This is a genomic window from Pseudoalteromonas sp. BSi20429 (assembly GCF_000238895.1).
GTDB lineage: Bacteria > Pseudomonadota > Gammaproteobacteria > Enterobacterales > Alteromonadaceae > Pseudoalteromonas > Pseudoalteromonas arctica.
Map to the genome: position 1 here is coordinate 1 of NZ_BADV01000024.1, position 13,492 is coordinate 13,492.

Annotated in this window: 10 protein-coding genes; 1 reads left to right on the forward strand and 9 read right to left on the reverse strand. The window is 39.4% G+C overall.

The window, feature by feature from the left end:
* Positions 1–911 (reverse strand): family 16 glycosylhydrolase (locus tag P20429_RS19275; protein WP_033026451.1); only part of this gene is annotated, 911 nt, incomplete at its 3' end.
* Positions 912–1,233: 322 nt separating this feature from the next.
* Positions 1,234–3,258 carry a winged helix-turn-helix domain-containing protein gene (locus tag P20429_RS14015; RefSeq protein WP_007581754.1) on the reverse strand — a complete coding sequence of 675 codons (2,025 nt, stop codon included), beginning with the start codon at positions 3,256–3,258 and terminating at the stop codon, positions 1,234–1,236.
* Between the two features lie 170 nt (positions 3,259–3,428).
* Between P20429_RS14015 and P20429_RS14010 the strand changes: the two genes are divergently transcribed.
* Positions 3,429–5,210 (forward strand): alpha/beta hydrolase, encoded by a 1,782-nt coding sequence (locus P20429_RS14010; RefSeq protein ID WP_158307908.1) that lies wholly within the window; start codon positions 3,429–3,431, stop codon positions 5,208–5,210.
* Between the two features lie 34 nt (positions 5,211–5,244).
* Here P20429_RS14010 and P20429_RS14005 read toward each other — a convergent pair whose 3' ends face one another.
* From P20429_RS14005 to P20429_RS13975, 7 genes are read right to left on the reverse strand one after another with little or no spacing between them, the layout of a single operon-like run.
* Complete coding sequence (locus tag P20429_RS14005; protein WP_007581758.1) at positions 5,245–6,036, reverse strand: sterol desaturase family protein; 792 nt, start codon at positions 6,034–6,036, stop codon at positions 5,245–5,247.
* Positions 6,029–6,694, reverse strand: a complete 666-nt coding sequence (locus tag P20429_RS14000) for a CDP-alcohol phosphatidyltransferase family protein (protein WP_007581760.1) — start codon at positions 6,692–6,694, stop codon at positions 6,029–6,031. Before P20429_RS14000 ends, P20429_RS14005 begins: the two co-directional genes overlap by 8 nt.
* A gap of 32 nt (positions 6,695–6,726) precedes the next feature.
* On the reverse strand, positions 6,727–7,365 hold the full coding sequence (locus tag P20429_RS13995; RefSeq protein WP_002960109.1) for an ATP-binding cassette domain-containing protein: 639 nt from the start codon (positions 7,363–7,365) through the stop codon (positions 6,727–6,729).
* A 55-nt stretch (positions 7,366–7,420) separates the two neighbouring features.
* Entirely contained in the window at positions 7,421–9,175 is a 1,755-nt protein-coding gene (locus P20429_RS13990) for an ABC transporter permease (RefSeq protein WP_007581763.1), read from the reverse strand.
* On the reverse strand, positions 9,172–10,506 hold the full coding sequence (locus P20429_RS13985; protein WP_007581765.1) for an ABC transporter substrate-binding protein: 1,335 nt from the start codon (positions 10,504–10,506) through the stop codon (positions 9,172–9,174). The genes P20429_RS13990 and P20429_RS13985 overlap by 4 nt, the downstream gene beginning before the upstream one ends.
* On the reverse strand, positions 10,493–11,326 hold the full coding sequence (locus P20429_RS13980; RefSeq protein ID WP_007581767.1) for a DUF547 domain-containing protein: 834 nt from the start codon (positions 11,324–11,326) through the stop codon (positions 10,493–10,495). Before P20429_RS13980 ends, P20429_RS13985 begins: the two co-directional genes overlap by 14 nt.
* Before the next feature lie 2 nt (positions 11,327–11,328).
* A complete protein-coding gene (locus P20429_RS13975) occupies positions 11,329–13,482 on the reverse strand; it encodes an FAD-dependent oxidoreductase (RefSeq protein WP_007581769.1) in 2,154 nt (717 codons plus the stop codon).
* Between the last annotated feature and the right edge of the window lie 10 nt (positions 13,483–13,492).

Consider the following 13,492-nt stretch of genomic DNA (forward strand, 5'->3'; position numbering starts at 1 on the left):
CCTAGATCATTAACGTTTTCAGGCCAGTCGCCGCCTACTGCTAGGTTTAGCAATAAGTGAAAGTCTTTATCAAATGGTGCGCTATCCCAGTGAGTTTCAAGCTCGCCAGAACCTTGCTCAAAATATTCTGCAAACCAGCCACGGTGTTTTAGACCTACAGCCTCGTCACTTGCATTAGTACGAACTTCTGATTGACGCTGAGTTGCATAAAGGTAACCGTCTACGTACCAGCGAATTTCACCTTCTTGCCATTCAACAGCATACGTGTGGAAATCATCTGCCGGGTTAGTATTTTCAGGGAATTTAAATTCTTTGCCCGTAGAGCTGTTATCTGGCCACGCGCGTCCGTAATGAAGTGTGCCGTGGATGCTTGACTCTATTCCACCGTCTTCATCCGGTGTTTTAAGATTTACTGATTCTAAAACATCTATTTCGCCAGAACGAGGCCAAGTGCCATAAACTTCATCTGTTGGCAGCATCCAAAATGCTGGCCAGCTACCTTGTCCTGATGGAAGTTTGGCGCGCACTTCAAAGCGACCATACGTAAAGTCAGCGTTGTAACGCGTGTTTAAGCGTGCTGAAGTATAAGGTTTTTCTGCACCTTCTTCAGCGGGTAGGGCAACAATGTTTAACACACCGTCTGCAATAAATGCATTTTGCTCGCTGTCGGTGTAACACTGTTTCTCGTTGTTACCACCGCCATTGCAGTTTAATTCATAGTTCCATTTGTTTGTATCAATGGCTGAGCCTTCAAACTCGTCGCTCCAAACCATTTGCCAATCTGATACTGGTTCAGAGGCATCTACATTTTCAAAATTTGATTTAGTGGCAGAGTCGCCACCACAGCCAGCTAACGTAACTAAAGAGATAGCGGCAAGTAAACGTGTAATGTGCGTTGTTTCAATGTTCATAACTGAACCCCGGTTTCAACAGATTATTGTCAGATTAATTGTTTTACGATCTATGTATTTTTGTGTTGTAAGCGCTTACATTTGTAAATGTGTTTTGTAAGCGCTTACAAATGATATTGTGGAGTACGCAAATGGTCAACATATTTGTTTATTTTATTTACAATTAGTTTACGGTAAGACCAGTTGCAGGACTGAAAAATACATAAATACGAGGAGCGTAAGCAGTTTACTTATTTACATATGTATTGCTAAACAGTTTATAGTAAAGCATTTTTATTATTTTATATTTGAAAAACACACAACCTATATTTAAAAACGATAATTAAAAGGTATATTGATAAATATCACCTTGAATAGTTTTTAGGCGTACCCAGAATATATGTTGCTGATCAGGTGCCACTGTATATTGGTGAACAAAACCATCAGGTTTTGGCATGATCAAATTCTCTTTTTGAGTATTGATATTAAAAGTCCAAATTCCCGTTGCTTCTCGATAAAAGTATAATTGGTGGTCAATAAGTTGCCAGTTTAGCCAGTTGATTCGATTGAAGTTTTTAATAACAAGTTCTTCACTTGTTGTTGTTAAATTTTTACGCCATAAACCATCTACATTAAATTTAGAGTAATAGAGGTATTGATCTACGATTCTGCCGCTATAACCCCCATTTAAAGTTAATTGACTGTGTGTATCGGTACTTCGTTGATACAACCACAGTTGCCATTGTCCAGAAGCGTTTGTGCTATAAATAATGTTATTTTGTGCGTCGTAATTAGCAACATAGCTATTGTGATTTTTAGTAAACACTTTTTGATAGGCATTTTTATTTAAATCTAGTTCAAAAACATCGCCGTGCTTAGTAAATAAAATACGACTGCCATCATCAGATAGTTCGTAGCGGACAAACTGTAGATCAAAGGGTAAATCGATATCAATTAATTGGGCCTCGTCGTTTTTAACTCTCCAAAAGTGATGGCTTTTGTAACGCGTAGACAAAAAAGTTTGAGTGTTTGCCCGCATACGAGGAAGCAGCTCTGTGCGCGCACTTTGCTGCCACACATGTTGACTACTGTTAATAGTGTTATATTTTACAATTTCGCTTACGACATTAAGGCTACTTACTAATAGCGAGGCATTCAATTTAGCTGGGATAATAGCTAAAGAGTTAATTGTAAAATCTAATTTTTTTATCGAATAATATTCACCACTTGCGGCTTCTAAAGAGAAAATAGTGTTGTTGTTTGCGATAACTAAAGTATTGTTTTTAGAATGCCATACAAGACTTTTTACACGCAGATTAACTACGTATTCGTTTAATTTTTCCTCTTCATTTTTAATAATTATTTTTGAGTCGTTTTCGCTTATATAACGAACAATAGCAAGTTGATTACTATGGTTATTGTAGGAGAAATCAAAATCGCCCTTAGTATTATTTTTACTACTTGGATTTGTAATTTGTCTTAATCTACTCGTGTTTATATTATAGCTATATACTTGATATGGATGAGATTTACTAAAACGTTTATTGAAGTAAAATGTATTGTTTTCTCCCCAAGCTAGTGAGGTTGGGAACTCATCACATGAAAATAAAAACTGCTTTTTCTTAGTGTGTACATGATAAGTCGAAATTAAACATTGTTCATCAATGTGTGTTGCATAAACGATATATTCTCCATCAGCACTTATCGTCGCCAACGAATTTGTTAGTACACTGTTTTGAGTATGTGTTTTTGTATCATATAAATAAACCGATTGACGGTCATCCTCATCAAGGTGATGGAACAAAATGAGTCCCCCAGATTGGGTGGCCGAGAGCTTATATTCTCTACCTTGCAAACCAATCAATGGCGCACTAACAAGTGATAATTTATTTGGCGTGATTAAGTTTTCAACTTTGAAGAGTGTGCTAAAAAGGGTAATTAATAGCAGAGCTATAATAATTGCAATAATTGATGCTTTTTTGATATTGCGCATAGGTTTCTTGAATGATGGGCTTTTAAAAGCAACCTTTTGCTCAACAGGCATTTCATCGTGAGAAATATCTGTGTTCGTTACAGTAGCAACTAACCGATACCCTTGAGTTGGGACAGTTTCAATAATATTTTCATTAGTTAACGCTGAAAAATGGTTTCTCAATAAAGACACGGTTCGATTGATCGCTCCCTCACCTACAACCCGATTATTCCAGACTTCAACTATGAGTTGGTCGCGAGTGACAATTTTCCCATTAGCTGCTAGTAAAGTAATTAATAAACTGAATACTTTTGGTTCAAGTTTTCTAGTTTGACTGTCATTTTTTAATGTTCGCTGCTCTTCGTCAAAAATAACACCAGAAATATGGACAGCCATAGGGTTCTCTATCATATTGAAATTACATTGCTTTTTAAAACATAACATAAATATAACAAAAACATAAGCGTCAACTATGGCAACAACAAATAAGTATATGATTTGCTACCAACTCATATTTAATGAGAGTAGAGAAGATGCGTACTTATTTATATTTATTATTGAAAATAATGACTGTCACATTATTAATGGCCGGTTGTAATGGTACTAATAAGGATTCGAGTTTAACAAGTACCCAGCCCAAGGGTTTAACTAAAGTTAAATTAAAAAATCGAAGTTATTATGTGGCAACACCACGTAATAACTTTGATACAAAAAAATCTTATAAGCTTTTATTAGCTTTTCATGGTTCTGGGCAGAGCGCTAAAAATATGCAGAGTATGGCTGCGTTTGAATCTGCATCAGAAAATTATATAGTTGTTTACCCACAATCAAAAGTTGAAGAGTGGAATGAAGGATGTGATTGCAATAAACCCCATCGATTAGGCATTAATGATTTGGTGTTTGTCGAAAATGTTGTTGATGATGTTAAAGCTAAATACAACATTATTGATGGAGAGCTTTTTGCGGTCGGGTTTTCTCAAGGAGGTTTATTTACACAAAATTTAATGTGTAATAGTAGTTTAAAGTTTGCGGCCATAGCATCAGTTGCCTCGCCTATGTCAGAGCAGTTGTCTCAACGATGCGAGATAGTAAATCACACCAACTACATGATGGTACATGGCACAAATGATCAGACTTTACCCTTTGAAGGTAAAACTCATTCAAATTTTGGATTAATCCCAAGTAGGCTTGCTATTGAAATAATAGCCAAAGAAAACAGTATTGATTCGGGTGTACAATTAGAAAAAAGTCAGGCAATCGCTAAATATACATTTAAAAATGATAGCTATATCAACCAATTGGTAGCAATTGAAGGCGGGGGGCATAGTTGGGCATTTAGTAGTTTTAACACCACGGAAGAATTAATAAGCTTTTTTGATACAGTAAGTAAAACTAAACTCGATACCTACTCAAAATTATATCGCGTTGATCAACAACAAAAAAACGATGTACATGTACGTAGCATGGGCCTTGAACATTCGGGGCCCGCGATTATTCTTTTATCGGGCTTTAATAAAAACTTTCATAGTGACAGTGCTTGGTTTGCTTTACTGCAGCCATTGATAGCAAAAACTCATCGTGTACACGTCATAGAACGCTTTGGAAGCGGTTTTAGTAGCCCTGCTGAGCAACCATCGTATGCTTCTTTTGTGCCTGCATTAGATAAAACGTTAGGACTGCTTAATGAAAAGGAGCTAATTATTGTTAGCTTTGCCAGTGCAAATATTTTGGCTCATTTATGGCAAAATTCACCTGATTCACAATTTGTAACTAGCCTTAACGGTATGGTGTGGATTGATCCCGATGTTTTGCTGCCACACTCTATTAGCTTGTATCAAGATTGGCCCGTATATTGGTATAGAGATGCAGGTGATACCTTAATCACACATATAGAAGAAGGTAATTGGACGCAAAGGACTCGAGATAAATTAACTGATGAACGTACAGCGACCGAAACACTCATCCCTTCACAGTATAAAGCAGAAATGAATTGGCCGTACTTTGATTTAATAAGCCAAAGCCGTACTCAAATTGATAAACAAGTAACACGAGCAAGAGAGATTATGAATTATCATGATGATTTAAATCGTGTTATTAGTGCCGATATAGCCACATCCACTCCAATCTCCGTTATAGATACTGATTTTGAATCGTATGATATTAAAAATGCAGAACCTGAATTCGTCGATAATTTAGTATTATGGCAACAAGAGGGCTCTTTATGGAGCCAGCAAATTAGTGAGCAATCGGGTGGGCAATATATACCTCTAAGTAATAGCGATCATATGGCATTTTTTCAGCGCCCAGACGACATTTTAAAAGCAATAAAAAATATAAAAAGTAAATAACCTGATGTAATATATTAAATAAGTGAGCTTATGCTCACTTATTTTTAAAAGGCATGATCAATAAGCCCCACAATGAGGCATTTTGCTTTTTGCTTGGGTATTCTTTTAAGCCAATATTTATATCTGCGTCGATTTTTTTAGCTTTATCTTTGTAGCTACCAAATAATTTATCCCACCAAATTACACTAAAACCATAGTTTGAGTTAGTTTCACTAACCACTTGGCTATGGTGAATTCTATGTAATATTTGCGTCATTAATATTAAACGAAGTGGTTTTTCAATGGCATTAGGTAGGCGTATATTTGCATGATTAAATAATGCTAAACCATTAAGTGCTATTTCAAATATAAGTACCGCAATGGCAGGTACGCCAAGAGCAGTTACTGCAATGAGTTTTATAAGTATGCTCAGTACAATTTCGATAGGGTGAAAGCGCAAGCCCGTACTGGTATCTACATGTGCATCGGCATGATGTACGCGATGTAAGCGCCATAAAATAGGCACTTGATGAAATAACCTATGTTGCCAGTAAATTAATATATCGAGTAAAAGTATGCTCAATATAATAATTATAATGCTTGGTAGGGCTATTTGATTAAATAAGCCAATGCCATACTCTTGATTGTAAAGTGCCACGGCGGTTAACCCAATAGGGACCACTAAGCGCGCAATAACTGATGAAGCAAACACTAACCCAAAATTAGCAAACCAACGTGTACTGCTTTTAATAGGTGCTTGGCGAGCAGGCTTTTGCCATTCAAGCAGCATCATTATAATTAAAATGCTAAAAAAGCAGCCGAGTCGCCACCATACTTCATTAGTCATTGATTACCTCTGAATTTGCACTGCTAGGCATGTTTTCAGCTGCTTCTTGTTGCTTAAGCGTGTGATAACCGCCATGTATACGGGTAAAAATAGTTATGCCACACGCAATAGCAAAAATGCTCGCCATAACCGCAAAGTGCTGCGGCCAAATACAAAATGCAATAAATAGCGCTATTGTTTCAGTGCCTTCGGTTAAGCCGTTTAAGTAGTAAAAGCTTTTGTATTTAAATTGCGGTTTTTCGAGTTTAAATTTTTCGGCGGCAATCGCAAAAGCTAAAAAGCTTGAGCCCGTACCAATAAAAGTGGCAAGTAATAACGATCCCGCTATCGCGTTTTGCTCAGGGTTTGCCAAAATAAAGCCAAGCGGAATAGCCGCGTAAAATAAAAAGTCGAGTGTGATATCTAAAAAGCCACCCGCGCTTGAACTTTGGTTTGCATAGCGTGCTAATGCGCCATCAAGTCCATCTAAAATTCGATTTAAAGCAATGGCAACTAATGCCCCGTACCACATTTCAAATGCCAGTAATGGCACGGCTAATAAGCCAACTAAAAAGCCAACCACAGTGAGCTGATCGGCAGTTATGCCGCGTTTATGCATAAGCATAACCACAGGTGTTAAAAGTGGCTTAATTACAGGGGTGATAAATTTGTCTAGCATGTTTGTTGCCTTATGCGTATTAAAGCCACGAATTAAAGTGCGCTATTTAAAGTGATTAGTTTGCCATTTGCAGCGTCGGCATCGCTATGGTCGTGAGTTACCATAATTGCAGGTAGCTTATGATCGCGTATTTGGCTAAACACGAGTTCGCGTGTATCAACACGCAGTTGGGTGTCGAGTTTGCTAAAGGGTTCGTCGAGTAAAATGGCTTTAGGTTCGCTCAGCAGCATACGTAATAATGCAACACGGGCTTGCTGCCCGCCCGATAAGTTATCGGGGTGACGATTACCCATGTCTTTAAGACCTACTTGCTCAAGTGCGTGTTCTATTTTTTCAAGGCGTTGTTTTTTATTACCTTTGGGCATTGCAAAGGCAATGTTACCAGCAACAGTTAAATGCGAAAACAATAAAGCGTCTTGATAAAGCACTCCGATATGGCGCAAGTGTGGAGGGGTGTTATCGATATTTTGACCATTAAGCCACACCTCTCCATTGGCCTTAAAACTACTTGGTAAAGTACCCGTAAGCCAATTTAATAAGCTTGATTTACCACTGCCTGATGGGCCCATAATAGTCAGAATTTCACCGCCATTAACTTGCTCGTTTAAGCTAAGTAACAGCTCATTTTGGCGATAAAGCTGACAATTTTTAATCTGTAACGATGACTGCATTAAAAAACCTTAACCCTGATAGTGTTAAACATGGATGCTTTAAATATGTGCACTTTTAAATACGTGCACTTTTGAAAAAGTATTTAGGTAAACCCCATGCCAGTATAAATCCAATAAGCGGCAACGCCATTTGCATAATAGCGTACACGGCACTGGTGCGTCTGCTTGCGCCATTGGCAAGCGTAACGGCTTCGGTTGTTATTGTGGCTATGCGCCCGCCGCCAGCTAAAAGCGTGGGGAGGTATTGTCCAAAACTAATAGCTAGGCCCAGTGCGGCTGCAATTAAAATCGGGGCAAACAACTGAGGTAGTTTTACTTTAAAAAACACCTTGCATGGCGCTGCGCCTAGGCTTGCTGCAACATGAGCAAAACGAGGATCTAAGCGCCTATAACTGCTCGCAAGTGACAAAAACACATAAGGCAACACAAACAGTAAATGCGTAAGTACCACATTAAAAAATGCGGCTTGGTTATTTACCAATTGTTGTATCCATACTAGCCCAAACAAAAAGGCAATACTGGGTACTAATAACGGTAAGTAAATAATTAAACTGGTAAAACGAGAAATAGGTTTGTCACTCAACTGCTCTGATTCTAAACACAATAAAGTAAGAATAATGGCAAATAGTGTGGTTACTAAACCGATTGCTAGCGTATTAAAAAGCGGACTGCCCATTTGCATTAGCGCACTTTTAAAATGCAGTAGTGTAAATTGCTCAGGCATTGCATCTGGAAAGCGCCAAAAACCTGCAACCGACCACATAACTAAACCAATAAGTGACAACAGTATAAAGCTAATTACTAATGTGGTGAGTACTACCGTTATTTTTTGCCAATAAAATCCGCCGTATTCGCGCACTCCATTAGTGAGAGAGTCGCTAAATAACACTTTTACGGCCTTTTCTGCGCCAAGCCAAAGGGCTAATAACCCGCCTGTAACAGCCAGTTGTAATAAAGCACCCGCTGAGGCTTTAATGCGCAGGTTTAAATCAACATCGTTAAACCAATGCATTATTGCAACGGCCAACGTGGGTGGTGTATTTGGGCCTAAAATGAGTGGCATTTCTACACTGGCACTTGCATAGGCAAGCACTGCTAAAAGGGGCAAACGTAGTAGCGGATAAAGGCTTGGCAGTATTACTTTAAAAAAGGCGGTCATTGGGCAATAACCCAAGTTAAGCGCAACCTTATGTTGTTGGCGTAATTTTTTGCCAAGCTCAGGTTGAGCAAGTACGCCCAGTGCCATTAGTAATAAAAAGGGAAGCTCTTTGAGTGTTAAGCCTAAAATAATACTAATACCGAACGAATCATGCGGAAACATACCGTTTGGCGCAAGTTCCCAGCCGCTTAACCAAGGCGACGCTAAGCGTGAAATCATACCTGAAGGGGCAATTAAAAACCCCACCGCAATAGCGGCTGCGGCATGAGGTATCACTAATATAGGGCTCAATAAACGCTGAATTCGGTTAAGCCACGGGCTATTAAAAAACGCAGCTAAAATCATTAAGGTAATGATAAATGCAAGCAGAGTACTTATTAAGCCCGTTGCAACGCTTAAGGTAACCATTTGAGTAAGGCCAGGTGTTTGCCAAAGGGCATTAAAACCTTGCAAGCTAAACGTTGTTTGCTCAAGTACGGGCGCATAACCAAAGGCAGGCAGCAATACGCTAATTAAGCCACCAAGTACGGGTAGTATAAGTAAAGCGAGTAAAAATCGCGGGCTAAATTTTACAATGCGCGTAAACATATCGGTGCTGCACTGCGTTGTTGCTTTGGTATTTACTGGTACACTTTTTGAAATAACGCTCATTGGCTTACTCCATAACGGGTTTGCCAACCTTGCATAATGGCGTTTACCCAGCTTGGATGAGGTTCGCTCAATGTGCGTTTAATACTGTTTAAAGGCAGTGCACTTGGATGCGGTTTAGCTGTTTTAAATAAGGCTTGCTGATCAGGCGTTAACGTTGATTGAATAAGTACGCTTTTATCGCCCCATATATGCGCTTTTTGTTTTTGAGCTTGCGCCTCAGGGCTGAGTAAAAAATTAGCCACTAATTGCGCACTTTGCTGGTGGCTTGCATTGTAAGGAATTGCCACGAAATGGGTATTACTTAAACTGCCATCACTCATTGCGTAACTGCGAATGCTGTTTGGTAAATCATAGCGTTTTACAGCCGCTGGTACTTCAGGTGCTGAAAAAGTAAATGCGAGACTTAATTCTGTATCGTCCACAAGGCGGCGCATTTGAGCACCACTTTGCATAAAATGAGTGCCACCACGCCAAAGAGTTGGGTGTAGTTTATCTAAAAAGTCCCACAGTGGGTTTAACACTTGCGCTGTATTTTTAGTTGTAGCTGGTTGGTTTAGCTGCGCTTTAATATTTTCGCTGCTTTGCTGATGCAGTACAACTAAGGCGTATTTTAAAAAGCTCATACCTAAAAAGTCAGGCGGCTTTGGGTAACTAAAGCGACCAGGGTTTTGCGCGCTCCAGTTCAATAATTCGTTTAATGTCGTCGGCAATTTATTGTTTGCCTTACCATTTATTGCAATGCTGTCGTAATAAAATGTAAGTGACGCTTGCCCCCATGGCGCTTCCATCCCGTTGGTAGGTAAACCAAAATCAAAGGTTACAGCAGGGTTATTAGCCGGATCGGTTAATGCAAAGTAGGGGAGTTTATTTGCCCATTGCTTTAAAAGCAGAGAGTGCTCACTCATGGTGGCAAAGTTAGCCCCGTTGATCCACATTAAATCTACGCTGCCTTGGTTGTTATTGTTTGCTGATTTTTCGGCAAGTACACGGCTTACTGCTTCGCTGGTGTCACTTAATTTTACATGCACTAAGTTAATGTTGTACTTAGTTTTAACTTGCTGCGCTGCCCATTGAATATAAGCATTTATTTGCGCGTCGCCGCCCCATGCATAAAAGTATACATATTGATTGCTACCAAGTGTTTGAACTTGTTGCCAGCGAGATCCCTGTTGTGTGTTTATTACTAAATTACTTTTACTATTTGAGTTAATAACGGTATTAGCAAACGCAGTGCTCGAAAAAACAGCTAAATTTGCGATTGTACAAACGCAAAACGCGACACAGCAAAAGCTGTATCGCGCCAGTGTTTGCCAAAACTTAATGGCGAACATTTAAATCCCAGTTGTAGTCTAAAAATTTAACTTTCATGTCATCATTTTTAAGTGCTTTTTGCTGAGCGGGTATCAGTTTAAGTGCGTCGCTGTATTGCAGGAAAAACTGCTGTAGCGTGTTTGCACCTCTAAAACCTTTTTCAAAGTCATCGCCGTACCATTTAAATATTGAAGACACGCTTAGCGTATTTTCTTGAGCCATATTGCGTGTCATATCTGATAAAAAGCGCACTGTTTGCTCTTGCAATTGGCTCTCTAAATCAGTGGCTGTATAGGCTTCTTCTCGAAGCGCTGGGCAACCAATACTCGCGCAATTTACTGCAAAGTGAATACGTGGGTCGTTGTATTTACCGCTGCCACGTATTAAACCATGCTCTATATCATCAAGGCTGCGAGTTTTGCCAAGTAATGGCACAAACTCTTTACTCCATGGTGAGCTAAAAAAGCTCCCTAAGTCTTTAATTGATTTAAGATCAGGGTGCTCTTTACTGGCAAGGTTTGAGACGATAAGTTCAACAGTCCAAGCATTATAAGCATTGATTAAAAAAGCGAGTTGCTTAGGCTTTTCCCATGCGTCAAATTCACTTTGCGTTACAGCCGTTAACGAATCTAAATACGTTTTTAGCTGTGCATGCTCACGTTTTATGGCAGCGTAATCAACCTCAGTACTGTGATTATGATTAATAGCTACAACATGCTTATTTAACAATGCATTCCAGCTATCGTGCATGTTTTGGGCTTGGGCCGAAAATGATGTTGCAAACGATGTTACAACTAAAGCCGAACCAAGTAGCAATGCTTTTAGAGGTGTTTTAAACATAATTAACCTCTACGCCAAGTGTGGTATTTTTCAAGTAAGTTAAGCACTTTTTCAGGTGCATGAGCGCGTTTCCACTCACCTGCTGCGTACTTATTGCCTTCAGCCCATGTAGGGTAACTATGAATAGTACCGAGTATTTTGTTAAGACCTAAGCCGTGTTTCATTGCCAGTACAAACTCAGCAATTAAATCGCCAGCGTGTTCAGATACTACAGTAACGCCCAATATTTTATCTTTGCCTTTGGGTGTAATCACTTTAATAAAGCCTTTTGTAGCGCTGTCGGTAATTGCACGGTCTAGCTCTTCAAATTCAAAGCGAGTAATTTCGTAATCTATGCCTTTGTTTTTTGCGTCTTGCTCGTTTAAGCCAACACGTGCTACTTCTGGGTCAATAAACGTAGTCCACGGAATAACACGGTAATCTACTTTAAACTTTTTAAGGTGACCAAATAAGCCATTTACCGCTGCGTACCAACCTTGATGGGCTGCCACATGTGTAAATTGGTATGGACCTACAATATCGCCTGCTGCAAAAATATTTGGGTACAGTGTTTCTAGGTATTCGTTAGTTACTACTGTGCGGTTTGTTTCAATGCCTAGCTCTTCAAGACCGTAACCTTTAAGACGCGCACTTCGACCAACAGCACATAATAGCTCGTCGTATTCAATATCTATTTCTTTGTCGTTATGTTTAACAACAATATATTTTTTACCATCGCGCGTTTCACAGCGAAGTGCTTGGTGCGATGTTAAAATATTAACGCCACTTTCGGTTAACGCTTCGTGAGCAAAAGTAGACACTTCAAGATCTTCTTTGATCATGATGCGTTCGCTCATTTCAATTTGCGTAACACTTGAACCTAAACGTGCAAAGCTTTGTGCTAATTCGCTACCAATTGGACCACCGCCTAGTACTACAAGTTTTTTAGGTGCCTCATCTAATTCTGCAAATTTATTCCACAATGTATCGCTTGTTACATAGCCCGTTTCTTCAATACCAGGTAGTGGCGGTACAAATGGGCGTGCGCCAGTGGCAATCACAATAGTACGAGCGGTGAGTGTTTGCGTGCCACCGTCGTTAAGTTTAATTTCTACAGTCCACGGGTCTATTAATTTACCGTAACCTTTTACTACATCTACGCCTAAGTCTGTGTAACGCTCAACACTGTCGTGTGGTGCTACATCGGCAATAACTTTATGTACACGTGCCATTACTTTTTTGAACGAAAACTGTGGTGTTGCGTTTTCTAGACCGTAGTTTTCACCGTGGCGAATTTGCTCTGCAATTTTAGCGCTTTTAATGACTGCTTTACTTGGAACACAACCATAGTTTAAACAGTCGCCGCCCATTTCGCCCGCTTCAATAAGGGTTACTTTTGCTTTAACAGCAGCGGCTATATAACTTGTTACCAAACCACCTGCGCCTGCGCCAATAACAATCATGTTACGGTCGAATTTTTTAGGCTTAGTGTAGTTTTTGTATACGCGACGTTTTTTAAACACGTTTAAGATTCCTTTAGCAATGAATGGGAAAATGCCCAATAAAGCGAATGATAAGATTAAGTTGAATGATAAAATTCCAGATAAGCTATCTATTTGAGCCAGTTGCGTACCTGCGTTAACAAATACAAATGTACCGGCTAGCATACCTGCTTGGCTTACCCAGTAATAAGTCCATGACTTTATTGAGGTAACACCCATTAGTAAGTTGATTAAAAAGAACGGAAACACCGGCACTAAGCGTAGAGTAAATAAGTAAAATCCACCTTCTTTTTCAACGCCTGCATCAATGGCGGCTAAGCGCTCAGGAAAACGTTGTTTAATAGTGTCACGTAGTAAGTAACGCGATACTAAAAAGGCAAGTGTTGCGCCAATAGTTGAGGCAAAAGATGCAACCAATAAGCCTTCAACTAAGCCAAATAATGCACCTGCTGCAAGTGTCAAAATAGCCGCGCCCGGTAACGAGAGAGCTGTTACAACTACGTATAGTAAAAAGAACCCACCAATAACCAACAACGGTGACTGCTCTTTGTAATCGCTAAACTGATCCATTGACCCTTTTAAGCCATCAAGCGTAAGTAGTTGGTGTAAGTCAAAATGAAAGAACAGGCCGACGGCGGCCGCTGCAATCAATAATAAAAATATTTTTTTAATCATGTTCTCTCTC

Coding starts and splice junctions, on each gene's coding strand:
- P20429_RS13995 (WP_002960109.1), bottom strand. CDS start 7,365: ATGCAGTCATCGTTACAGATTAAAAATTGTCAGCTTTATCGCCAAAAT.
- P20429_RS14000 (WP_007581760.1), bottom strand. CDS start 6,694: ATGCTAGACAAATTTATCACCCCTGTAATTAAGCCACTTTTAACACCT.
- P20429_RS14005 (WP_007581758.1), bottom strand. CDS start 6,036: ATGACTAATGAAGTATGGTGGCGACTCGGCTGCTTTTTTAGCATTTTA.
- P20429_RS13980 (WP_007581767.1), bottom strand. CDS start 11,326: ATGTTTAAAACACCTCTAAAAGCATTGCTACTTGGTTCGGCTTTAGTT.
- P20429_RS13985 (WP_007581765.1), bottom strand. CDS start 10,506: ATGTTCGCCATTAAGTTTTGGCAAACACTGGCGCGATACAGCTTTTGC.
- P20429_RS14010 (WP_158307908.1), top strand. CDS start 3,429: ATGACTGTCACATTATTAATGGCCGGTTGTAATGGTACTAATAAGGAT.
- P20429_RS13990 (WP_007581763.1), bottom strand. CDS start 9,175: ATGAGCGTTATTTCAAAAAGTGTACCAGTAAATACCAAAGCAACAACG.
- P20429_RS14015 (WP_007581754.1), bottom strand. CDS start 3,258: ATGGCTGTCCATATTTCTGGTGTTATTTTTGACGAAGAGCAGCGAACA.
- P20429_RS13975 (WP_007581769.1), bottom strand. CDS start 13,482: ATGATTAAAAAAATATTTTTATTATTGATTGCAGCGGCCGCCGTCGGC.